Genomic DNA, 21,833 nt, shown 5'->3' on the forward strand with positions numbered 1-21,833 from the left:
TTGTATTGCATCAGAGCAATGGTGCGAAACGGGGCGCACGCGCGCCCCATGTTGTTTTTAGCTGGGTAAAGATCAGGCTTCGAGCGCCCGGCGGAGGATTTCCACATCTTCCGCGATCTGGCCATCGATGCCCTTGAGTTCCTCGATCCGCTTCACGCCATGCATCACGGTGGTATGGTCGCGCCCACCAAAACGACGACCGATCTCCGGCAGGCTACGACTGGTCAATTGCTTGGCCAGATACATCGCAACCTGGCGTGGCCTTGCATAGGATCGCAGCCGTTTGGGTCCGATGATGTCGCTGAGGCGGATGTTGTAATAGTCGGAAACCTTGCGCTGGATTTCCTCGACCGTGATCTTGCGTTCCGAGGCGCGCAGTACATCTGCAAGACAATCCTGCGTCAGTTCCATGTCGATCTCACGCCCGACAAGAGATGCAAACGCAAAAAGCCGGGTCAGCGCGCCTTCCAGCACGCGAACATTTGTCGAAATTCGCTGTGCGAGGAATTCAAGCACCCCATTGGCAATTTCCAGACCGGGATAGGCATCGCGGTACTGCTGGACCTTGGCCTGCAAAATTCCGAGCCGCAGTTCATAGTCCGTCGGGTGCAGATCGACCACAAGACCGCATTGCAGACGGGATTTCACCCGGTCTTCAAGATCCTTGATCTCGCCCGGTGCCCGGTCCGCAGAAATGATGATCTGCTTGTTCTGATCCACGAGGGCATTGAAGGTGTGAAAGAACTCCTCCTGCGTGCTGTCCTTGCCGGCGATGAACTGAACGTCATCCACCATCAGAACATCAACCGACCGGAATAGGAACTTGAAGTCCATCATCTTGCGCTCACGCAAGGCCTGAACAAAGCGGTACATGAATTGTTCGGCCGACAGGTAAAGAACGTTGAGTTCGGGTTTGCGCTTGCGCAATTCCCACGCAATCGCGTGCATGAGGTGGGTTTTGCCGAGCCCGACGCCACCATAAAGAACCAAGGGATTGAAAGTGACGGGACCGCCTTCGCTGACACGCCGGGCGGCAGCATGGGCCAGTTCATTCGGCTTGCCGACCACAAACGTGTCAAAGGTAAAGCGGGAGTCCAGCGGCGCGGCCTGAAGCGCATCGCCTGTCGAAGTCGTCGCTTCGCTCGTCGAGACATCAGCCTTGGGAGCTTCGGACACCAGCCGTGGCGACGGGTTGGCGGTACTGTTGGCCGAAACGCGGAATGTCACACGCTGAACATTTGCGCCTGCAATGTTCAGTTCATACAGAATGACATCAGCAAAATTCTGGCTGACATAGTTACCCATGAAATTGGTGGGAACGTTGAATATGGCGACGCCGTCTTGCAGCTGCTCGAACTCAAGCGGTTCGATCCAGGTTGTATAGTTGTTCTGGCCCACCGTTTTGAGCAGCCCGATTTTGAGTTGTCCCCATTTTTCTTGTGTCATGCAGCGCCTCACGCATCCCGTGCTTATTGGCCTTTTGGCCTTTTTCCATTGTTTGACCGGAGCAGATTCCGGCTGGATCCACGCAACACGGGGTCATGCACCAGTCACACAACTGGTGCCGCACGCGCCGGTCCCATCGGCGCTGCAGTTGTGGTAACAGGGTCAAGGTTCGCTATCCGTACAGAATACGTTGGCTGACAAAGCACTGTTACACAGACATGTTATGACAGGGCTGCGAAAATCGGGTTTTACCCTAACCTTCGTAGCAAGCAGAAGCGGTCGGTTTGGCAGCCGTACCACCCAGCATGATATCCGTCACATGGCTAAAGCAGATCAGTCATGTTTTGGATACCGCCTGTCCCCCCAAGCAAGTGAATCGCTGGAACAGTGGTAGCAATTTCGGGTGCGGAGCGGCAATGAAACTCTGTTGTTGACTCACGATTCCGATGCAAAGAATCTCTGCGCCGTTTCAATTGTGCAGAAGAGACACAGCCAATAAAAAAAGGCGCTGCAGAGCAACGCCTTTGTATTACTTAACTTTTGTCCTAAGTTGACGAAGCGTTAACTCAGAGCTTTGACCCGTGCGGCCAGGCGGGACATCTTGCGCGATGCCGTGTTCTTGTGAAAGACGCCTTTAGACACGCCACGCATCAGTTCAGGCTGGGCTGCGCGCAGCGCTGTGCCTGCGGCTTCCTTGTCACCGGATTCGATGGCTTCTTCTACATTGCGCAGGAAGGTGCGAATCCGCGAGCGGCGGGCTTTGTTGACGGCAAAACGTGCCTCGTTCTGACGGGCGCGTTTTTTGGATTGCGGCGAATTTGCCATGGTGTTCAGACCTTTGTTCGGTTTCGGTTCATTTCAATTGCGCGATGCAAGTCCCCAACCGGATTCTGATCCACCAGTGTGATTCTAGCCTGAGCGGGCCGCACGCGCATGTATAGCAGAGGCTCCTACCCAGTTTCGGCGTCTTTGCCAACCGGTAATGTACCAAGCTGCCACTGTGAGGCTTACTTATCGCGGAACTGCGCCTGCCGCTTTTCGAGGAAGGCGGCCATGCCCTCTTTCTGATCTTCGGTTGCGAACATCGAATGGAACACGCGACGTTCGAACAACAGACCTTCCGAAAGGGTCGTCTCATAGCTGCGGTTAACCGATTCCTTGGCGGCGAGAACTGAAATCCTCGATTTTTCCGTGATCTTCTCCGCCACGCTGGTGGCTTCTTCCATCAGCTTTTTGGCCGGAACGACACGGCTGACAAGCCCGCTGCGCTCGGCTTCTTCAGCGTTCATGAAGCGACCGGTCAGGTTCATGTCCATGGATTTGGATTTGCCCACGAAACGGGTCAGACGCTGGGTGCCGCCCAATCCGGCGATGACACCAAGGTTGATTTCGGGCTGACCAAATTTGGCCGTATCAGCAGCGATGATAAAGTCACACGCCATCGCCAATTCGCACCCGCCGCCCAAAGCGTAACCTGCCACGGCTGCAATGATCGGCTTTCGGATCTTGGAGATGCGATCGTTGGCATCGGCAAACAGGTTGATGGTGAACACGTCACCAAAGCCCATCTCAGACATTTCCTTGATGTCCGCACCCGCCGCGAACGCCTTGTCGGAACCGGTGACGATGATGCAACGCACCTTTTCGTTGGCATCCGCGTCTTCCAGCGCCTGGCACAGCTCTTTCAGCAACTGCGTGTTCAGAGCGTTCAGTGCATCCGGCCGGTTTAACCGGATCAGAGCAATGTGATCATCAACATCGACGTTGATCGTCTCAAAGGCCATGGATTTCGCTTTCGGTTGTTCCGGTCAGATTCGAAGCCTTACCACGCAGATTTCACGTTTCAAGCTATCTTTGGCATTGCGCACAGTAGAAGGACGACCGTCCAGATTGCGTGATTCGCCTGATCTGCCCGTTGCAATCGACTGTGCGGCAAGGCTCTCCCTCGCGACCATACACGTCAAATGAATGCTGAAAATATCCAAGCTCGCCATCGGCTTGCCTGAAATCCCGCAACGACGATCCGCCCGCGTCAATGGCCTCTGAAAGCACCTGACGGATGATCGGAACCAATGCGCCGACACGCGCGGCGGCAATCTTGCCTGCCTTGCGACGTGGCGACAACGCGGCGCGAAACAGCGCCTCGCAAACATAAATATTGCCAAGCCCCGCGACCACCTTCTGATCCAGCAAGACCGATTTGACCGGACTCTGCCGGCCACGAAACGCATCTATCAATATCTGTTCGTGGAAATCATTGCCCAGCGGCTCTGGCCCCAGCACCGCCAGCAATTTGTGCTGCTCGGCTGTTTGAGTATCCAGCAGATCCATCGCTCCAAACCGGCGCGCGTCGTTAAAGGTGACCCGTGCACCGTTATCCATTTGCAGCACGACATGGTCATGTTTCTGTGCCGCCGGATGGTCGCGCACGAATCGACCCAACGGGTCGCCAGACACGGTCATGCGCCCCGACATCCCAAGATGGATCAACAATGTCTCACCGCTATCAAGATCGGCGAGGATATATTTGGATCGCCGGCGCAACCGCAACACCCTGCGTCCGGTCAGGCGCTCGGCCAACCGGGCTGGAAACGGCCAGCGCAAATCAGGGCGGTTCACCTCCGCGCGCGCGATGACCTGCCCCTCCATCGCGGGCAAAAGCCCGCGACGCACTGTCTCGACCTCTGGCAATTCGGGCATTTGGTGCCTTTCTGATCAAGGGGCCGCATTGTGCATGCCCCACAGCGCCCTATAACAAGGGCGAAACACTGAGGCGGCAAGACCCGATGACAGACAACACCGACAAAACCACCCATTTTGGGCGCGAGACCATCCCCGAGGGCGAAAAGGCCGGCCGGGTACAGGGCGTGTTCAACTCGGTGGCTTCTAAATACGACATCATGAACGATGTCATGAGCGTTGGCATCCACCGGGTTTGGAAAGACGCGATGATGGATTGGCTTGCGCCGCGTCCCGGCCAGCGCCTGCTCGACGTGGCGGGCGGTACCGGCGACATATCGTTCCGCTTTCTCAAACGCGCAGGCCAAGGACATGCGACCGTTCTGGACCTGACCGAACCCATGCTTGTCGAAGGCCGCAAGCGCGCCGAAGCCGCAGATATGGCCGACAGTCTGAACTGGGTTGCCGGGGATGCGATGTCGCTGCCGTTTCCAGACAACAGCTTTGATGTCTATACGATCAGCTTTGGCATCAGAAACGTGACCGTCCCCCAGCAAGCCCTGAACGAAGCCTTTCGCGTGCTGCGCCTAGGTGGCCGCCTGATGGTGCTGGAGTTCAGCCAACTCCCCAACGAGGGGCTGCAAAAACTCTATGATCTCTATAGCTTCAACGTCATTCCCCGCATGGGCCAGATGATCGCTGGAGATCGAGACAGCTATCAGTATCTGGTCGAATCAATCCGAAATTTCCCCGATCAAGACACATTCTTGGCCATGGTGCGTCAGGCCGGGTTTGAAAACTCAAAGTACCGCAACCTAAGCATGGGCATTGCCGCCCTGCATTCGGGCTGGAAAATCTGACATGCGCGGACCGCACAATATCATCCGGCTGATCCGCACAGGCGCCACGCTGGAACGCACCGGCGCCATGAATGTCGTTCTCGATGCGTTCGAGGCCCCTAGGGCGCTGCGATTTGTTGCCCACGCGCTTGGCAAACCCTTCATGTGGCTCGGCTACAAGGGCGACCCCGCCATGCCACCCGCCACACGGGCGCTGACCGCACTTGGTCCCGCCTACATCAAGTTCGGTCAGGTCCTGTCGACCCGGCCCGACGTCGTGGGTGATGAACTTGCCGTTCAATTGCGCGTCCTGCAGGACAAGCTCCCTCCGTTTTCGATCGAGGCCGCCAAGGCCGAGGTCGAACGCGAATTGGGTCACCCGGTTTCCGAGGTGTTTTCCGAGTTCAGCGAACCGATCGCCGCAGCCTCGATTGCGCAGGTGCACAAGGCCAAGCTGATCGACACCGGCGAAGATGTCGCCGTCAAGGTTCTTCGCCCCGGCATTGAACGCGCCTTCCGCAAGGACATCGACGCGTTTTACTTTGCGGCCCGCATCGTCGATCTGTTCGCCCCCGGCGCACGTCGTTTGCGCCCGATGGAGGTGATCGAACACTTTGACGGCGTCGTACGGGGCGAACTTGATCTGCGACTGGAAAGCTCTGCGGCATCAGAATTCGAGGCCAACACCCGCGATGACGAAGGTTTTTGCCTGCCGCCGATCCGCTGGGCCCTTTCGGCAAGACGCGTGATGACGCTGGGATGGGCCGACGGCGCGCCGTTGGGCGACAATGCCGCACTTGATGCCGCCGGACATAACCGTGGCGAACTCGCCGAGCGGGTGTTGCGCTTGTTCCTGCTGCACGCCCTGCGCGACGGCTATTTTCATGCCGATATGCATCAGGGGAACCTCAAGGTCGCACCGAACGGAGACATCATCGCCTATGATTTTGGCATCATGGGCCACATCGATGAATACACCCGTCGAGTTTATGCCGAAATCCTCTTTGGCTTCATCCGCCGTGACTACAAACGGGTCGCCGAGGTGCATTTCGAGGCCGGATATGTGCCCGCGGATAAGGACGTCGATGAATTCGCGCGTGCCCTGCGCGCTGTCGGCGAGCCGATTTTCGGAATGGACGCGACGCAAATTTCCATGGGCCGGCTTCTCAGCTACCTGTTCGAAGTGACAGAACGCTTCGGGATGGAAACCCGCACCGAACTGATCCTGCTGCAACGCACAATGGTGGTGGTTGAAGGCGTCGCACGATCACTGAATCCCCACACCAATATCTGGGAGGTCGCGCGCCCGGTCGTCGAAGACTATATCAAGCAGTCCATAGGGCCACGCGCGGTGGTTTCCGACCTTGGCAAAACAGCGCGCGTTCTCGCCCGCTTTGGACCACGGCTCCCCGGACTGGTAGAAGCAGCGCTTGTTCGCCAGGCCGCAGACCAGGAGCCGGCTCGGAAATCCATCTGGCCGCTCGTGCTCACTGCGAGTGTGGTCGGCTTTATCGTCGGAGGCGGATTTATGCTGCTGCTGGACGCCCTGACCTGATCCGACCAGAATTTTTCTTGCGGAAAATACCCTCGGGGGGTCTGGGGGGCAGACAGCCCCCCAGCCTTGACTGGCTTACAACCGTTCAATCGCCAGCGCGATACCCTGACCGCCACCTATGCACATGGTGATCAGACCCTTTGAGCCGCCAATCCGCTCAAGTTCGTAGAGCGTCTTGATAGTGATGATTGCACCAGTCGCGCCGACTGGATGACCCAGTGCGATCGCGCCGCCGTTGGGGTTCACCTTCGATGCATCCAGCCCAAGCTCCTGATTCACGGCCAACGCCTGTGCCGCAAAGGCTTCGTTGCTTTCGATGACATCGAAATCTTCCACACGCAATCCGGTGCGTTTCAACAGATTTTGCACCGCCGGGATCGGACCGATCCCCATGACTTCGGGGCGAACGCCCGCGTGGGCATATCCAAGGACGCGCGCCTTTGGTTTAAGACCCGCCTTCTCGGCCGCATCGGCGGTCGCCAGCACAACTGCCCCAGCACCATCGTTGATCCCGCTTGCGTTACCTGCCGTAACACTGCCGTCCTTCTTGAACACGGTGCGCAATCCGGCGAGCGCTTCAATGGTCGTTGGTTTGGGATGTTCGTCGACCTTGAAATCGACCATATCGCGGCGAACCTTGACCTGAACCGGGGCGATCTGGCTCTCGTACAGGCCGTCTTCAATCGCTTTCGCGGCGCGCTGCTGGCTGACCAGCGCAAATTCATCCTGTGCCTCGCGGCTGATCTGATGTTCGGAGGCGACGTTCTCGGCGGTGACTCCCATATGCCCCGTGCCAAACGGACAGTTCAGTGCACCCAGCATCATGTCCAGCGTCATGACATCGCCCATCTTGGCGCCCCAACGTTGTTGAGGCACGATGAACGGGCTGCGCGACATGCTCTCGGCACCACCGGCCAGCGCGAATTCCGCGTCACCCAGCATCAGAGATTGCACAGCAGACACGATCGCCTGGGCACCCGATCCGCAGAGGCGGTTGACGTTCATCGCCGGTGTTCCTTCGGGCACACCCGCCTGCATCGCGGCCACGCGCGACAGATACATGTCGCGAGGTTCGGTATTGATCACGTGGCCAAAAACGACATTTCCGATCTGGGCGGCTTCAACACCGGCTCTCTCAAGCGCCGCCTCGCTGGCGACAGTGGCCAGATCGATTGGCGCGGTGCTGGCAAGTGCGCCGCCAAAAGTCCCGATTGCGGTACGTGCACCGTCCAGAATTACAATATCAGTCATGTCAGTTCCTTCTCCTTTGGCCTCTATCCCATTCGCGATGCAGCGATAACCCACTGCGTAAACACGAATCCCAGGGTGACAATCGTATACAGTCGTACACCGATCCCTGACCGCTGCAATGCGGCATAGCGCAGCCATCAATGCCAAATGAGATCGAACCGTATTGACAAGCCTCGCCCGAACACTGAATGAATCCGTCATGGCGGAAAACGTGGACGATATCCTGACATTGCTGCCCGCGCGACTGAAAGAGGCGCGGCGGGAGCAAGGCTTGTCACTAGAAGCAGTGTCGAACCTGTCGGGCGTTTCCCGCTCGATGGTCAGCCAGATCGAACGCGGGGAAAGCAGCCCGACAATCGCGACACTCTGGAATCTCACCCGCGCCCTGCAAGTGGATTTCGCCGGGTTGTTGGATGCCGAGGCCGCGAACGATCAGATTGATCTGCTGCGTGCCAGCGACGTGCCTAGCATCGACAACATGGGGCAAGGATGTCGCATCCGGATCCTGTCACCCCCCGAAGAGGCCGGCGGGCACGAAGTCTACGACATCACGTTCATGTCCGGTGGTGCGTTACGTAGCCAACCGCACGCGCGAGGAGCGCGCGAACAGCTGACAGTGCTGGAGGGTTCGGTCCGCGTCACTTCGGGCGCGGCGTCGAACGTACTGAATACGGGCGATACCGGGCGTTATGCTGCGGATATCGATCATGCGATCGTCGCCGAAGACGGTGCGGCACGGGTGTTTCTTATCGTCAAAAACGCCTGAACCGATCGACAAACGGATCAACTCGGGTTGTCTTCGCCCAGTTTCGGCGCAGGGCGGTGCAGGGCAAGGTCAGCATCCGAAAATCGGAACGGCGCACGAATGCCTGGCACGCCGTCGAGTTCGATCTGCATACCGCGCGCGATGATCTGCGGATCGGCCATGACATCTGCCAGATCGTTGATCGGACCGGCCGGGATTCCCTGCGCCTCGCAACCCGCCAGCAGATCGGCCTTGCTCCAGCCCGCAGTTGCACCATTCAAACGGGCAATCATCACCCGGCGATTGGCCAAACGGTTCTTGTTGCGCAAGAATTCTGGTGCCTCGGCCATATCTTCCAACCCAAGCAGGCGACACAGGCGCTGATATTGCGCATCATTGCCGGTGGCGATGATGATGTGCCCGTCCGCACAGTCAAAGGCCTGATACGGCGTCAGATTCACATGGCCATTGCCCATCCGCTGTGGCGCGTCGCCGGTCGTCAGATAGTTCAAAGCCTGATTGGCCGTGACCGAAACCGCCACATCCAGCAACGCCATATCAATGTGCTGGCCCCGCCCGGTGCTCTGCCGCTGATGCAATGCCGCGAGAATACCTGTGACCGAATAGACGCCGGTAAAGATATCAGTAATCGCAACACCGGATTTCTGTGGCTGTCCATCCGGTTCGCCGGTGATCGACATCAGGCCGGACATGCCCTGAATGATGAAATCATACCCAGCACGATGGGCATAGGGTCCGGTCTGGCCAAAGCCGGTCACCGAGCAATAGATCAGACGTGGGTTGATCGCGGACAGGCTGTCATAGTCCAGCCCGTATTTGGCCAGCCCGCCAACCTTGAAGTTCTCGATAAACACATCCGCATCGCGGATCATGTCACGCAGTTGTGCCTGACCGGCAGGTGTGGAGAAATCAACCGTTATCGACGCCTTGCCTCGATTGGTCGAATGAAAATAGGCGGCGCTTTCGTCGTCATCGCGCGTGATAAAGGGCGGACCCCAAGCGCGGGTATCGTCACCATTGGGCGATTCCACCTTGATGACCTCGGCCCCGAGGTCCGAGAGCGTCTGACCGGCCCAGGGGCCGGCCAATATGCGGGCCAGTTCAACGACCTTTAAACCGGCCAGCGGTGCAGCCATCAGTCGGCGAGCTCGGCATCAAACAGCTTGGCAAACTCGGCATAGCTCTGGTTCGCGACCTTTTCGCCGTTGATCACGAAAGACGGTGTGCCTGTGACCTCGTCTGCTTCGGCGTTTTCTTGATACCAAGCGACCAGCGTCTGAGCGTTTTCGCCATCTTGCAGGCACACGTCCAGTTCCTCTTCACCGATCCCGGCCAGTCGTCCGATCTTGCGAAACTCATTCACGATTTCAGGTGCGCTGCCAAGTTTGGACCAATCCGACTGCCCTTTGTAAATCAGATCGGAGATGCCAAAGAACTTCTCGGGTCCGCCGCAACGTGCCACCATCGACGCCCACAGACCGTATTTGTCAAAATAGACTTCGCGGTAGATCAGTTTGACCTTCCCTGTGTCGATGTAATTTTTCTTGATCTCCTGATAGGTACCTTGATGGAACGCTGCGCAATGCGGGCAGGTGAACGACGCATATTCGATCATGGTGATCGGCGCGTCCTCGGCCCCCTGAACCATTTCTACGATGGTCGATGTGTCGACTTCGGCGGCATCCTGTGCGTTGGCGGCGCCAATGAACGAGTCAGTGACAATCGGGCCGCGCTGGCCTGCGTAAAATACCACTCCGACAGCCAACAGGGCCGCCGCGCCGAAAATCGCCTTGGATCGGGTCATGAGAACCTCTTTCTTAGTGTTTGGGCTTGCTTAGGACGTTGCGACCAAGCTGTTCAAGGGCTTGACGCAAGTCGTCGTTTTCAATCGGGCTGGCTGCCTGTGTGGCGCTGGCTAGAATTTCGGGGGCCAGCTCTGTTTGGCTGGCGGGCTTTTGCGATTCGAACTGGGCCTGACCTTCGGCAAACCCGGTGGCGGCGGTCTGGGTAATCCGCACCCGGCTGATCGCGTTATAACCATAAACCGCGTTTACTTTGGCGCGCAGCGGTTCCTTTTGCATCTCCAGCATCGGCGCCTGCGCACCGGTGCTCAGCAACGTCAGCGTCGCGCCAAAACCGCCCCGGCCATAGGTCACGTTCACCGGCCGCGCGATGCTGGAAATCTCCGGGCCCGCAATCTCGGCCCAATGAGTCAACAGGCGCGACACAGCAAAGCCACGGCTCTCCCCGGCCTTGCGGATCGGGTCGCTGAGAACGCTGGCGGTTCGCTTGAAGCCGCGGGTTGTTGATTTCCGTTGTGCCATGGCTGGTTTCCGTTTCGCTTGCGCCTATTGTAAAGCGCAGGCAGGCAGGTGCCAGCGAAACCGGAGGCCATCGGCATAAAGAATGCGTGACGAAGAAATGATCGCACCCGAATTCGGGACGGGCATCGCGGCGGACATGCTGCACTGGTATGATCGCAACGCCCGCGATCTGCCCTGGCGAATTCCGCCGGGTGACGCGCAGGTGCCTGATCCCTATCGCGTGTGGTTGTCCGAAGTGATGCTGCAGCAGACCACCGTTGCCGCCGTAAAGGACTATTTCCATCGTTTTACCGCACGTTGGCCCACGGTTGCCGACCTCGCCGCCGCCGAAGATGGTGCGGTGATGGGCGAATGGGCAGGGCTTGGGTATTACGCACGGGCACGAAACCTGCTGAAATGCGCGCGTGTGGTGGCACAGGAACATAACGGTCAGTTCCCCGACAGCTATGACGGCTTGCTCACCTTGCCCGGCATCGGCCCCTATACTGCCGCCGCGATTTCCGCGATTGCGTTTGATCGGCCCGAGACGGTTCTGGATGGCAATGTTGAACGGGTGATGGCGCGATTCCATGATATCCACACGCCGCTGCCCGCCGCCAAACCTATGTTGCACGACTGCGCGACAAAGCAGACGCCCCAACATCGCCCCGGCGATTATGCGCAGGCGGTCATGGATCTGGGCGCGACGATCTGCACACCAAAATCTCCCGCCTGCGGCATTTGCCCTCTGCGCGAGCCCTGCGCCGCACGGCTCGCTGGTACAGCAAGCGAATTGCCCAAGAAAATTCCGAAAATGCCCAAACCCACCCGTCGTGGCATAATCTATCTGGCGCGCCGGTCCGACGGTGCGTGGTTGCTCGAGCGACGTCCGGACAAAGGATTGCTGGGCGGCATGCTCGGCTGGCCCGGATCAGACTGGGGCGAGGTCGCTGTAGAAGCACCCCCCCTAAACGCCGACTGGGTCACCCTGCCGGCCGAAGTGCGGCACACCTTCACGCATTTCCATCTGATCCTGACGGTCCGATATGCTCAGGTTGCCAATGAAACGACACCCAATCAGGGGGCCTTTGTTGCAGTCGCCGATTTCCGCCCCTCTGATCTGCCCACCGTCATGCGCAAGGCTTTTGACCTCTGGCATGGCGCGTGACACAGCATGGACAAGGCAACACGGACAACCCGATGATACCCAACGCAACCCTGAAACGCTGGCAAACGGCCCTGCCCTTCTGGACCTCGTTCCTGCTGATTCCCATCGCGTGGGTCAGCGCCACATATGGCGGCTGGACCGTCCTGCTGTTGCCACTGGCCTCTTGGTACGTGTTTGCGGGCCTGGACGCGTTGACCGGGCTTGATCTCGAAAACGCCGTTCCACAAACACCCGAAGCGGATCTGATCTGGTACAGCACCCTCACGATTGTCTGGGTCCCGGTCCAGTTTGTGACCCTGTTCGGTCTGATCTGGTACGTGAGCGACGCCGATCATCTTTCGGTTCTAGAAAAGCTGATGGTGTTCTTTGGCGTCGGCGTGATTAGCGGAACCATCGGGATCAACTACAGTCACGAACTGATGCATCAACGAAGCCGCCTTGAAAGAACGCTCGCCGATCTGTTGCTCGCGATGGTCCTCTACTCCCATTTCCGCTCTGAACATCTGCTGGTGCACCACCGCTATGTCGGCACCCCTCGTGATCCTGTGACCGCGCGATACAACGAGGGCTTTTATCGATTCTATCCCCGGGTATTGAAACAATGTCTGCTGTCTGCATTTCGAGCCGAGCGGGAAAAACTGGCCCGCAAGGACCGGCCATGGACCGATCTGTCAAATCCGTTCTTCAGATATTGGGCTTTGCAGGCAGGCATGCTGGTGCTCGCGTTTCTGCTCGGGGGATGGGCCGGCGTTGGATTGTTCCTGATGCAGGCCGGAGTAGCGATCTGGCAATTGGAACTGGTGAACTACGTCGAACACTACGGGCTGACACGCAAGCATCTGGGCAACGGAAAGTACGAGCATGTGAAGCCCCGGCATTCATGGAACGCCGCGCAAAAGGCCTCTAACCGTCTGCTGATCAATTTGCAGCGCCATTCTGATCACCACTATAAACCCGACCGTCGGTTTCCACTGCTGCAAACATATGGAACAGCGCAGGCGCCACAGCTGCCCTTTGGTTATCCTGTGATGACGATCGCGGCGATGATTCCACCATTGTGGCGACGCGTCATGAACCCGCGCGTCAGACGCTGGCGACAGATTTACTATCCGGAAATCAACGATTGGCGGGCCTATAACAAGGCCACCAATCCGCTGCCACGACAGCCACCAACGGATCTTTAACGGTTGCGCGCCAAACTGGCTGCGCACAACCGTGGGGACTGTTGATATGCAATGCCGGATCGAACCAGAAACAACCCAGAGGTGCCTGATCGTCGAAGACAGCGCACACGATCAGCAGATGTTGACGCGAGCGGTGTGTTACGCCCAAAAGGACATCAGGGTTCAGATAACGAATACGCTACAGGATGCCCGGCTCGCCCTGATGCGGTTCCCGATATCGCTCATCTTGATGGAAAACACTCTTCCGGATGGCCGGGGCGTCGAACTGGCGCTTGAACTGTCTCAACACGCACGATTTCGCACCATACCGATCATCCTCGCAACGGATTGGCCTTCGCCCTTCATATGGCACAAGGCCAATAAGGCAGGGGTGCGCCATGTCGTGGCCAAGGCTGAATTTGGCCCTGCCCTGATTCGAGATGTGCTGAATATTGGTCGGGTTTATGGATAGCTATTCCACAATTTTTTCTTTGAAGCATATTCAATAGGCAAGACAATCATCCTGCATTTGGAGTTTTATCCGAAAGCCCATTGTCTATTCTCTGGCATTTAGATGCGCAGCCCAACGCTTAAAAGACAGCTGGCGCGGGGATTTCACCAAGACTGAATGAGATTTCGACACTCTGACAGGACCCATGCGGTACGCAACCGATCAACTTATGCGACACTTACTGCCCATGGATCGGGCCAAAGTGACCAAGACGACACCATTTTTCTTAACCATTTTTTACAATGGCTTACTTTTCTCCGCACTATGCTGTACCTCATAGGTGTACGTACCAGCAAACATGTCGATGACCTATGCCCACAACCTATACAGATCAATTTTGGACGCTTGACCCCTTTGCCCCGCCCGGCACGGGAACGCTTCTGACTGTCAGTGTCTATGACATCATAGATCAGAACGACGACGGATTCCTGACCGGGTCCGGCGGTGACAGTATTAATGGCATTGATATTACCGAAACCTATCTGGGCGATACCGTAACGGTCGTGATCGATGGCGCTCCTGTTACCATTACCGGCGCAACGTTCTATCTTGCCAACGGTACGCAGGTATTTACGCCGACCGACGGCAGTGTATTGCAGGATGCAATTATCAGCGTCGCAACCGGCGTCCCCAGCCAGTCGCCGATTCCGATCGCTGACCTCGCACCGCCCTGTTTCGTGAACGATACGCTGATCTCAACGCCAAGCGGGCAGCGCAAGGTTCAGGATCTTCGACCCGGCGACATGGTTAACGATAGTGATGGAACGCCGTTGGTGCTGCGTTCAGTAATGAGTCGTTCGATTTCGACGAACGAACTTCGCGCCTACCCTAAGCTGCGCCCGGTCCGCATTTGTGCGGGGGCTTTGGGCAATGGGTTGCCTCATCGTGACCTTCTGGTGTCGCGTCAGCATCGCATGCTGGTCGCTTCGAAAATCGTTGAACGCATGTTCGGTGCCAACGAGGTTCTGATCCCGGCAATCAAACTTACCGCGCTGCCCGGCATCTATACGGACGACACGGTCGAGACTCTGGAATACTTCCACCTCCTGTTTGCCAAGCACGAAGTGATTCTCGCCGAATCAGCCCCGACCGAGAGCCTGTATCTCGGACGCGAAGCGCTCAAATCCGTTTCGGAAGCGGCAAGGCAGGAAATCTACGCGATTTTTCCTGAACTCAACGAAACCGAGACGGATCCAATCCCAGCCAGACCGATCCCGTCAGGCAGGCGCCAGAAAAAGCTGGTAGAGCGCCACGCCGCCAACGAACAGCCGCTTTTACAGTCCGACTTGGTTCGCCACTGACACGGCCCCGCTACTCCGCAGCCAGCGGAACCCTGTCATACCCGATGGATGCGATCTCGGCGATCACACCGCGCATGATTGCGCGAAATGCATCAAAATCGGCGTTCGGGCGAATACGTCGTTCATCCATATAAAGCGCCCGGTCGATTTCGATCTGCACCGCGTGCTGACGGCGCGACGGTCGACCATAGGCTTGCGCCACATACGCCCCTGCAAACGGCGCATTTCGCGCAACCCGCAAGCCAGCCGCAGCAAAGGCCGCTTCGATCCGGTCGACGATTTCGCCATCCGCCGCGGCCCCGAATCTGTCACCCAGCACAATTTCCGGAGAGTGACCGCGTGAACGCGCCGCACCATCCATCGCTTCATGCGGCATGGAATGGCAATCGACGAGAATCGCCTGCCCAAAGTTCAAATGTGCCGATTCGAGCAATCGCTGGATCGCGTTGTGATAGGGCCGCCAATACCGGTCGATTCGGAACCGCACCTCACCCATCGTCAGCTTGCCAGCATAAATCGCCCGCCCGTTTGACACCACGCGCGGAATCACCCCCAAACCCGAAGCCACGCGCGGGTTCTGCCCTCGCCGGATGGCCCCGAGAATCAGCGCAGGGTCAAGCTCGTCCGGGCTGCGGTTCAGATCCACATAGGCGCGCGGCACCCCTGCAACCAGCAGAGGCGCTCCAAATTCCGGCGCTGAATCGACCAGATCATGCACAAAGGCATCTTCGGATGATCGAATCGCCACCTGATCCAGAATACTCTGGCTGAGGAACTCGGGCGGATAGGTAGCGGCACTGTGCGGCGACGCAAATACGACGCTGGACAGGCGTTGTTCCGGTTCGGTCAGATGAAAGGGCGGATGGTCCATTGAGTCTCCTCGTGCACTTCAACATAAACCGGAAAACTCTCTTGCCAAAAGCCCTTGATCACACTGACGACTCCTTTTATAGACCCCGCTACCGGCGCGGGTTTCCGCGCCCCATTTATTTGGGGCAGGGATCGCGCAGGTATTCATGGGCGCTTAGCTCAGCGGTAGAGCACTTCGTTGACATCGAAGGGGTCACAAGTTCGAACCTTGTAGTGCCCACCATGAATTCACTGTCCCGGAAATCTCCGGGGCACCCGCAACAGAGGCGCTGGCCCGCGCCGCAGGAACAGGAGAAGGACCATGAAGGTCAGAAACTCGCTCCGCTCGCTCAAGAACCGGCATCGTGATTGCCGTGTTGTGCGTCGCAAAGGCCGCGTCTACGTGATCAACAAGACGCAGCGCCGGTTCAAAGCCCGTCAGGGCTAAGAACTGTCTAGGCAATAAAATAAACCGCGTCTTTTCAGACGCGGTTTTTTGTTGTGCGCTACGCCCGTCAGGGCATCACAAACATTTCAGCCATAGCGCGCCGCCGTGAGGCCATCAAATGAGATCTCGGGCTTTTGGCCTAGCACGACATCGGCGACGGCGCGGCCCGACCCACAGGCCATGGTCCAGCCCAACGTTCCATGCCCGGTATTCAGATACAGATTGTCAAACCGGGTTTCGCCCAGAACGGGCGTGCCATCCGGTGTCATCGGCCGCAGCCCGGTCCAGCCTTCTGCCTGCGACAGATCACCCCCTTTGGGAAACAGATCGCCAATCACGTGTTTCACGGTATCCGTCGCATGGGGGCCAAGACGGTTGCTATACCCGGCGATCTCGGCAGTGCCCGCGACCCGGATGCGGTCGCCAAGGCGGGTAATGGCCACCTTGTGCGTTTCATCCATGATGGTCGATTGCGGCGCCATCGCATCATCCGTCACCGGCAGCGTCACAGAGTAACCTTTGACCGGATAGACCGGCAGCCGAATCCCAATGGGTTTCAGCAGTCCCGGCGCATAGCTGCCCAAAGCGCAGACATATTTGTCGCCTGTGATCCGCCCTGCAAGCTCGGTATCGACACCGACCACCTTGCCATTTTCCAACGCGATGCGCGGATCGACTGACCGTACTGAAATTGCACGCCCAACTCCGCTGCCTTTTCGGCCAGCGCGATGGTGAACAACCGACAATCCCCGGTTCGGTCCGCAGTCAAACGCAACCCGCCGACGAATTTGTTACGTACTTCGGCGAGCGCCGGTTCAACCTCGATACAGGCATCCCGCCCCAATTCTTCGAACGGGCTGTCAAATTCGGCAAGAATCTCCTGATCGGCGCGTGAACCTTTCATCTGCTTGGCCGTGCGGAACAACTGCAATGTGCCTTGCGCCCGACCGTCATATTCGATCCCTGTCTCGGAAATCAGGTCCGGCATCACATCGCGGCTATAGTTGGAAACACGCACCATCCGGGACTTGTTGACCCGATAGCGTTCATCGGTGCAATTGCTCAGCATCTGAACGCACCATTTCCACATGGTCGGGCTGATCAACGGCCAGATAAACAGCGGTCGGCGCTTCATGAACAGCCACTTTATCGCCTTGACCGGCACGCCCGGTGCCGCCCAGGGAGAGGTCATGCCATAAGACAGTTCTCCGGCATTGGCATAACTCGTCTCAAGCCCCGGTCCGGCCTGACGGTCCAGAACAACGACTTCGGCTCCGGCGCGCGCCAGATAATATGCCGTCGTCACCCCAATTACGCCCGCACCCATCACCACAATTTTCATGTTCACCACCAAGTCTGCCTCAGAATTCAATCTGAGCACAAAGGCGCAGCATTACCAATCGTAAACATCATGTAAGCGGCGGGATGCAGGCCGTTGCGACCGAGAGACAAACAAAATCCGAGTATTTCACTCGGAAACTGGTTGCATCCCGTCTCAAATTCTTTAATTGACTAATTCAGTCGGGAACAGCCCGAAACCGAGTACAATCTGACAGGAAATTGCTTCATGCTGAAATCATCCACCTGCATCACGGCCGCCCTGCTCGCCACAATGGCCAGCACAGCCAGCGCTGACGGCGAGCTGAACCTCTATTCCTCCCGTCACTATGATACAGACGAACGGCTGTATTCCGATTTTGAAGAATCCACCGGCATCACCATCAACCGCATCGAAGGCAAGGCCGACGAACTGATCGCCCGGATGCAGGCCGAAGGTGCAAATTCCCCTGCCGACGTGCTGCTGACTGTGGATACATCGCGGCTCAAGCGGGCCAAGGACGCCGGTGTGCTGCAGCCAACCGACAGCGCCGTGCTCGAAGCGCGCGTTCCCGGCTATCTTCAGGATGCCGACAACCAATGGTTCGGTTTTTCGCAACGCTCGCGCATCATCTACTATGACAAGGCCGACGTGACCGAGCCTCCTCTGACTTATGCCGATCTGGCCGATCCAAAGTACAAGGGCCTTGTGTGTATCCGCTCGTCTTCGAACACATACAACCAGACCCTGTTGGCCTCGATCATCACCCACACCGACGAGGAAACGGCCAAGGCATGGGCACAGGGCGTCGTCGACAACATGGCACGCGAGCCACAGGGCGGCGACACCGACCAGCTGCGGGGAATCGTGTCGGGTGAATGCGACATCGCCGTTGCCAATACCTATTACTTTGCCCGTTCGATCCGCAAAGACGTGGACGGCCTGTCCGCCGAACGCGACATGATCGGCTGGGTGTTCCCGTCGCAGGATGCGGAAGGCGCGCATATGAACCTGTCGGGCGGCGGTATCGCAGCCAATGCCCCCAACCACGACAACGCCGTCAAGTTCCTTGAATACCTGGCGAGCGATCAGGCACAGGAGTATTTCTCGGCTGGCAACGATGAATATCCCGCCGTTCCCGGTGTGGGCCTGTCGCCAGCGATTGCCGCGCTCGGCTTTTTCAAGCCCGACGATATCGACCTGTCGGATGTGGCCGAGAACATCCCTGCGGCCCAGCGAATCTTTAACGAGGTGAACTGGAAGTAACCTCGCACAACCCTTGCGAGCAGTGGCGGGTGCAAGGGTCAACCTTGCGCCCGTTTTCTTTGCGAGTTCTGCCAGAATCTGCCTCATGCATGGATTCTTTCGAGCAGTTCTGTCAAAATAAGGTATGGAAGACCCGTATACGGAGCAGCCACAAACTGTGGCAAATTGCGCAGAGTTGACGAGTTACAAATCGACTTCGAATTCCCTGCGGGCAAGGCCCGTACCACTTTAGACTAGATCAGGATCTCCTCCAGATGCCTCTTGCCTGTGTTCTGATATCTGACATTACCGGCAGTACCCAACTGTACGAAACCGCAAGCAATCAAACCGCGCTTGAGCAGGTCAGCAAGGTACTGGCGCGGATGCGGCAGATTATCGAATCCACCGGGGGCAAATGCGTCAAATCTCAGGGTGACGACGTTCTCAGCTTTTTTGAATCGTCCGAACAGGCGTTTCAGGCCGCATGGGCGATGCTCAATGAAAGCTGGCCAGCAGGGCTGTCGGTGCATGTCGGCACCTATTTCGGCGAGATTCTCAATCACGAGAACGACATTTACGGCAGCGCGGTCAACACGGCGGCGCGACTGTCATCGCTGGCCAAGCCCGGCGAGATCCTTGTGGGCGACCGTGGGTATGATGACCTGACGCCCGAAAGCAAAGCCCGATTGCTGATGATCGGAGAGATCCAGTTGCGCGGCAAGGCCAACCCGACGCGCGTCTATTCCTGTTCGGTGACCGAACTTAGTGAACAGACCGTGATATTTGGGGGCGCGAACAAGGAACGTGCCCGAGGTACTGAACTGGCCGATTTGCAATTAAACGGCAAAACTTGGCAGATCAGCGAAGGCGAAAGCCTGACGATAGGGCGGTCTGCGGATTGCGATATTGTCCTGAAACCGGCATGGGTTTCGCGCAAGCACGCCGCCTTGTCTATCCGCCGTGGACAACTCGAGTTCACCGATCACAGCAGTTCCGGAAGCCTGATCCGCATGGCCAATGGCAGCGAAGTGGCGCTGCACCGTCGCGCCACGCTCCTCAATGGCAGCGGCTCAATCCTTTTGGGGCCACGCACCCATATTGACGATGACTGCTGTATCCAATTCACGACCCACGACCTTGCACTGATGCAAACCAAGCAAGCGGTCTGACTCGCTCTGCCAGTCTCCCGTTCACTTTGGCATAGCGTCCGATGACGATTTCCGGTTTGCCTCGCCACGCCGCTGCGCTAGGGCTGCGGTAGTCAGGAGGGGCCAATGTCAGAGTTTACAACCATCACCACGATCACAGTGATTTCCGCCGTTCGGGACGGTGCAGATTTCCAGCGTGCCAGCAAGGTACGCCAATCATGACTGCGTCGCTGCCCCTCACCATTGTCAGCGGCTATCTCGGCGCGGGCAAGACCACGCTGATCAACCGACTTCTTGCCGAGGATCACGGGATACGCCTGATGGTCATTGTAAACGATTTTGGCGCGATCAACATCGACAAGGCGCTGATCAAGACGCGGGGCGATGACACGATCGCCCTGACCAATGGCTGTGTCTGCTGCACCATGGGCACAGATTTGACCATGGCGCTTAACGATGTCCTCGACCGGGACGACCGGCCCGATCACCTGATCATCGAGGCCAGCGGTATTGCTGACCCGGCGGCGATTGCCAGCGCCGCCATCGCGGAACCGGAACTCAGCTATGCCGGGATCATCACATTGGTCGATGCACAGAATATCGAGGGTCTGCTCAACGATCACTTGATTGCCCCGCAGGTCACACAACAGATATCTGCGGCCGATCTGGTGCTGCTGACCAAAACTGACGCCGCGGCGCCTGCCCTTCTTGACCGACTCGCCACGATGCGCGCGCGATCACCCGCGGTGCTGGACGACACCCCCCTCGCCCCGCTTCTGTTTGATATCGTGCCTCTGCCTCAAGGCCGCAGTACCGCCCCGCACCCGGCCTATGCAAACTGGCAGCATGACAGCGACATGGTTCTCGACCGCAGGGCCATGGGCGACAAACTCGCCAATCGCCCGCATGGGCTCTACCGTCTCAAGGGATTCATTCAGACAGATGATGGCGGATACGAAGTCCACGTCGTGGGCCAATTCGTCAAAGCCAAACGTGTCCAAACCGACCGCACCACGCTGGTCGGTCTCGGACCGGCTGCCCGTATCAGCAGGGATGAAATAGAAACCTGGTGGTGCGCATGAAGCATTCTCTGAACATTGCAAAATTGATCGCGGGAAAAGTCCGAATTCAACACTCTACAAAGTTGTTTCCAGTCCGTTTGCGCCATATCAAGGCGCCAGGCGCCAAAGCGCGCCAATACTAGATCTCAGATCTCAATCAATGGGGACATCACCATGAAAATCTCGACCGCCATGCTGAAGACCGGACTCGCCAGCAGCGCCATCGTCCTATCGCTTGCCACATCGGCACTTGCGAATGAAAACACCCAGCAAGGTGTTCTGAAATGCGATGTCGAGGGCGGCGTCGGCATGTTGCTCGGCTCCAAGAAAGACATGACCTGCGTTTTCACAAAAAATGACGGAACCGTCGAAAACTATACCGGTCGCGTTCTGACCATCGGTGTTGATATCGGCGTGACCAAAGACAGCCACATCACCTGGGCGGTTCTGGCACCTTCGGGTGACAACGAAGTCGGTGCGCTGGCCGGGAGCTATGATGGCGTCAAGGCCGAAGCAACCGTTGCAGGCGGCGTCGGTGCCAACGTTCTCGTCAGCGCCGGAAACCAATTCACGCTTCAGCCGATCAGCGTACAAACGCAAAAGGGCCTCAACGTTGCAGCGGGCTTTGGTTCGATCAAACTCGAATACGCAAAATAGAGTCCAGATTTTACTTCAGAACGCCAGACACGGCGCCCTTGCAAAAGGGCGCCGTTTTTCTGCGTCAGGGCTTTAACTTGATATGGGGCCCACAATCTAATGCGTTGAAACCTGTGATGCTCGTT

General features: G+C 57.7%; 21 protein-coding genes, 1 tRNA gene and 1 pseudogene. 13 read left to right on the forward strand and 10 right to left on the reverse strand.

Annotation, left to right across the window (positions count from 1 at the left end; translation table 11 throughout):
* Positions 1–72: 72 nt before the first annotated feature.
* The 4 genes from dnaA to mutM all read right to left on the reverse strand — a co-directional run bounded on the left by dnaA (position 73) and on the right by mutM (position 4,146).
* Positions 73–1,446: a chromosomal replication initiator protein DnaA gene (dnaA, locus tag ABJO75_RS13805; protein ID WP_348126870.1), complete on the reverse strand. Its 1,374-nt coding sequence runs from the start codon at positions 1,444–1,446 to the stop codon at positions 73–75.
* Positions 1,447–2,007: 561 nt separating this feature from the next.
* The gene (gene rpsT, locus ABJO75_RS13810) at positions 2,008–2,271 is read right to left on the reverse strand and encodes a 30S ribosomal protein S20 (RefSeq protein WP_348126873.1); all 264 of its coding nucleotides are present in this window, start codon (positions 2,269–2,271) and stop codon (positions 2,008–2,010) included.
* Positions 2,272–2,453: 182 nt separating this feature from the next.
* Positions 2,454–3,230, reverse strand: a complete 777-nt coding sequence (locus ABJO75_RS13815; protein WP_348126875.1) for an acryloyl-CoA hydratase — start codon at positions 3,228–3,230, stop codon at positions 2,454–2,456.
* Positions 3,231–3,294: 64 nt separating this feature from the next.
* Positions 3,295–4,146, reverse strand: a complete 852-nt coding sequence (gene mutM / locus ABJO75_RS13820) for a bifunctional DNA-formamidopyrimidine glycosylase/DNA-(apurinic or apyrimidinic site) lyase (RefSeq protein WP_348126878.1) — start codon at positions 4,144–4,146, stop codon at positions 3,295–3,297.
* A gap of 86 nt (positions 4,147–4,232) precedes the next feature.
* On the opposite strand from mutM, the gene ubiE reads away from it, so the two are divergent.
* Together ubiE and ubiB are read left to right on the forward strand one after the other, a co-directional pair.
* Positions 4,233–4,985, forward strand: coding sequence for a bifunctional demethylmenaquinone methyltransferase/2-methoxy-6-polyprenyl-1,4-benzoquinol methylase UbiE (ubiE, locus tag ABJO75_RS13825; protein WP_348126880.1), 753 nt, complete (start codon positions 4,233–4,235; stop codon positions 4,983–4,985).
* 1 nt (position 4,986) lies between these two features.
* Positions 4,987–6,519, forward strand: a complete 1,533-nt coding sequence (gene ubiB, locus ABJO75_RS13830; protein ID WP_348126883.1) for a 2-polyprenylphenol 6-hydroxylase — start codon at positions 4,987–4,989, stop codon at positions 6,517–6,519.
* A 75-nt stretch (positions 6,520–6,594) separates the two neighbouring features.
* Here ubiB and ABJO75_RS13835 read toward each other — a convergent pair whose 3' ends face one another.
* A complete protein-coding gene (locus ABJO75_RS13835) occupies positions 6,595–7,770 on the reverse strand; it encodes an acetyl-CoA C-acyltransferase family protein (RefSeq protein ID WP_348126886.1) in 1,176 nt (391 codons plus the stop codon).
* 199 nt (positions 7,771–7,969) lie between these two features.
* Here ABJO75_RS13835 and ABJO75_RS13840 point away from each other — a divergent pair, with 199 nt between their 5' ends.
* Positions 7,970–8,536, forward strand: coding sequence for an XRE family transcriptional regulator (locus ABJO75_RS13840; RefSeq protein ID WP_348126889.1), 567 nt, complete (start codon positions 7,970–7,972; stop codon positions 8,534–8,536).
* 17 nt (positions 8,537–8,553) lie between these two features.
* Here ABJO75_RS13840 and ABJO75_RS13845 read toward each other — a convergent pair whose 3' ends face one another.
* The 3 genes from ABJO75_RS13845 to ABJO75_RS13855 are packed head-to-tail and all read right to left on the reverse strand — an operon-like array spanning position 8,554 to position 10,860.
* Positions 8,554–9,672, reverse strand: a complete 1,119-nt coding sequence (locus ABJO75_RS13845) for a CaiB/BaiF CoA-transferase family protein (RefSeq protein WP_348126892.1) — start codon at positions 9,670–9,672, stop codon at positions 8,554–8,556.
* Positions 9,672–10,340: a DsbA family protein gene (locus ABJO75_RS13850; RefSeq protein WP_348126895.1), complete on the reverse strand. Its 669-nt coding sequence runs from the start codon at positions 10,338–10,340 to the stop codon at positions 9,672–9,674. The genes ABJO75_RS13845 and ABJO75_RS13850 overlap by 1 nt, the downstream gene beginning before the upstream one ends.
* Before the next feature lie 13 nt (positions 10,341–10,353).
* On the reverse strand, positions 10,354–10,860 hold the full coding sequence (locus ABJO75_RS13855) for a DciA family protein (protein WP_348126898.1): 507 nt from the start codon (positions 10,858–10,860) through the stop codon (positions 10,354–10,356).
* Between the two features lie 82 nt (positions 10,861–10,942).
* Between ABJO75_RS13855 and mutY the strand changes: the two genes are divergently transcribed.
* The 4 genes from mutY (at position 10,943) to ABJO75_RS13875 (ending at position 14,982) form a co-directional block, all read left to right on the forward strand.
* Complete coding sequence (gene mutY / locus ABJO75_RS13860) at positions 10,943–12,007, forward strand: A/G-specific adenine glycosylase (RefSeq protein WP_348126901.1); 1,065 nt, start codon at positions 10,943–10,945, stop codon at positions 12,005–12,007.
* Positions 12,008–12,039: 32 nt separating this feature from the next.
* Complete coding sequence (locus ABJO75_RS13865; protein ID WP_348126905.1) at positions 12,040–13,191, forward strand: alkane 1-monooxygenase; 1,152 nt, start codon at positions 12,040–12,042, stop codon at positions 13,189–13,191.
* A 46-nt stretch (positions 13,192–13,237) separates the two neighbouring features.
* Positions 13,238–13,642: a response regulator gene (locus tag ABJO75_RS13870; RefSeq protein WP_348126908.1), complete on the forward strand. Its 405-nt coding sequence runs from the start codon at positions 13,238–13,240 to the stop codon at positions 13,640–13,642.
* A 350-nt stretch (positions 13,643–13,992) separates the two neighbouring features.
* Positions 13,993–14,982, forward strand: coding sequence for a Hint domain-containing protein (locus ABJO75_RS13875; protein ID WP_348126911.1), 990 nt, complete (start codon positions 13,993–13,995; stop codon positions 14,980–14,982).
* A 10-nt stretch (positions 14,983–14,992) separates the two neighbouring features.
* Here the strand turns inward: ABJO75_RS13875 and ABJO75_RS13880 are convergent, their stop codons facing one another.
* Entirely contained in the window at positions 14,993–15,853 is an 861-nt protein-coding gene (locus ABJO75_RS13880) for an N-formylglutamate amidohydrolase (protein WP_348126914.1), read from the reverse strand.
* Between the two features lie 147 nt (positions 15,854–16,000).
* On the opposite strand from ABJO75_RS13880, the gene ABJO75_RS13885 reads away from it, so the two are divergent.
* Together ABJO75_RS13885 and ykgO are read left to right on the forward strand one after the other, a co-directional pair.
* A tRNA-Val gene (locus ABJO75_RS13885) sits at positions 16,001–16,075 on the forward strand.
* Between the two features lie 78 nt (positions 16,076–16,153).
* Complete coding sequence (ykgO, locus tag ABJO75_RS13890) at positions 16,154–16,279, forward strand: type B 50S ribosomal protein L36 (protein ID WP_005850168.1); 126 nt, start codon at positions 16,154–16,156, stop codon at positions 16,277–16,279.
* Between the two features lie 86 nt (positions 16,280–16,365).
* Here the strand turns inward: ykgO and ABJO75_RS13895 are convergent.
* A pseudogene (locus ABJO75_RS13895) lies at positions 16,366–17,621 on the reverse strand (D-amino acid dehydrogenase).
* A gap of 225 nt (positions 17,622–17,846) precedes the next feature.
* Between ABJO75_RS13895 and ABJO75_RS13900 the strand changes: the two are divergent.
* The 4 genes from ABJO75_RS13900 (at position 17,847) to ABJO75_RS13915 (ending at position 21,708) form a co-directional block, all read left to right on the forward strand.
* Positions 17,847–18,863, forward strand: coding sequence for a Fe(3+) ABC transporter substrate-binding protein (locus ABJO75_RS13900; protein ID WP_348126916.1), 1,017 nt, complete (start codon positions 17,847–17,849; stop codon positions 18,861–18,863).
* 254 nt (positions 18,864–19,117) lie between these two features.
* A complete protein-coding gene (locus ABJO75_RS13905) occupies positions 19,118–20,011 on the forward strand; it encodes an adenylate/guanylate cyclase domain-containing protein (protein ID WP_348126918.1) in 894 nt (297 codons plus the stop codon).
* Between the two features lie 197 nt (positions 20,012–20,208).
* The gene (locus ABJO75_RS13910; protein WP_348126921.1) at positions 20,209–21,072 is read left to right on the forward strand and encodes a GTP-binding protein; all 864 of its coding nucleotides are present in this window, start codon (positions 20,209–20,211) and stop codon (positions 21,070–21,072) included.
* A gap of 153 nt (positions 21,073–21,225) precedes the next feature.
* The gene (locus ABJO75_RS13915; protein WP_348126924.1) at positions 21,226–21,708 is read left to right on the forward strand and encodes a DUF992 domain-containing protein; all 483 of its coding nucleotides are present in this window, start codon (positions 21,226–21,228) and stop codon (positions 21,706–21,708) included.
* Positions 21,709–21,833 lie beyond the last annotated feature (125 nt).

It is taken from the genome of Sedimentitalea sp., assembly GCF_039973035.1.
Taxonomy (GTDB): domain Bacteria; phylum Pseudomonadota; class Alphaproteobacteria; order Rhodobacterales; family Rhodobacteraceae; genus Sedimentitalea.

Bases quoted from the DNA above. Each gene is read 5' to 3' on its own strand.
- ABJO75_RS13915 (WP_348126924.1), top strand. From the start codon at position 21,226: ATGAAAATCTCGACCGCCATGCTGAAGACCGGACTCGCCAGCAGCGCC.
- ABJO75_RS13910 (WP_348126921.1), top strand. From the start codon at position 20,209: ATGACTGCGTCGCTGCCCCTCACCATTGTCAGCGGCTATCTCGGCGCG.
- ABJO75_RS13840 (WP_348126889.1), top strand. From the start codon at position 7,970: ATGGCGGAAAACGTGGACGATATCCTGACATTGCTGCCCGCGCGACTG.
- ABJO75_RS13845 (WP_348126892.1), bottom strand. From the start codon at position 9,672: ATGGCTGCACCGCTGGCCGGTTTAAAGGTCGTTGAACTGGCCCGCATA.
- ABJO75_RS13850 (WP_348126895.1), bottom strand. From the start codon at position 10,340: ATGACCCGATCCAAGGCGATTTTCGGCGCGGCGGCCCTGTTGGCTGTC.
- ABJO75_RS13905 (WP_348126918.1), top strand. From the start codon at position 19,118: ATGCCTCTTGCCTGTGTTCTGATATCTGACATTACCGGCAGTACCCAA.
- ABJO75_RS13855 (WP_348126898.1), bottom strand. From the start codon at position 10,860: ATGGCACAACGGAAATCAACAACCCGCGGCTTCAAGCGAACCGCCAGC.
- ABJO75_RS13815 (WP_348126875.1), bottom strand. From the start codon at position 3,230: ATGGCCTTTGAGACGATCAACGTCGATGTTGATGATCACATTGCTCTG.
- ABJO75_RS13835 (WP_348126886.1), bottom strand. From the start codon at position 7,770: ATGACTGATATTGTAATTCTGGACGGTGCACGTACCGCAATCGGGACT.
- mutM (WP_348126878.1), bottom strand. From the start codon at position 4,146: ATGCCCGAATTGCCAGAGGTCGAGACAGTGCGTCGCGGGCTTTTGCCC.
- ABJO75_RS13900 (WP_348126916.1), top strand. From the start codon at position 17,847: ATGCTGAAATCATCCACCTGCATCACGGCCGCCCTGCTCGCCACAATG.
- ubiB (WP_348126883.1), top strand. From the start codon at position 4,987: ATGCGCGGACCGCACAATATCATCCGGCTGATCCGCACAGGCGCCACG.
- ykgO (WP_005850168.1), top strand. From the start codon at position 16,154: ATGAAGGTCAGAAACTCGCTCCGCTCGCTCAAGAACCGGCATCGTGAT.
- ubiE (WP_348126880.1), top strand. From the start codon at position 4,233: ATGACAGACAACACCGACAAAACCACCCATTTTGGGCGCGAGACCATC.
- ABJO75_RS13870 (WP_348126908.1), top strand. From the start codon at position 13,238: ATGCAATGCCGGATCGAACCAGAAACAACCCAGAGGTGCCTGATCGTC.
- mutY (WP_348126901.1), top strand. From the start codon at position 10,943: ATGCGTGACGAAGAAATGATCGCACCCGAATTCGGGACGGGCATCGCG.
- dnaA (WP_348126870.1), bottom strand. From the start codon at position 1,446: ATGACACAAGAAAAATGGGGACAACTCAAAATCGGGCTGCTCAAAACG.
- ABJO75_RS13865 (WP_348126905.1), top strand. From the start codon at position 12,040: ATGATACCCAACGCAACCCTGAAACGCTGGCAAACGGCCCTGCCCTTC.
- rpsT (WP_348126873.1), bottom strand. From the start codon at position 2,271: ATGGCAAATTCGCCGCAATCCAAAAAACGCGCCCGTCAGAACGAGGCA.
- ABJO75_RS13875 (WP_348126911.1), top strand. From the start codon at position 13,993: ATGCCCACAACCTATACAGATCAATTTTGGACGCTTGACCCCTTTGCC.
- ABJO75_RS13880 (WP_348126914.1), bottom strand. From the start codon at position 15,853: ATGGACCATCCGCCCTTTCATCTGACCGAACCGGAACAACGCCTGTCC.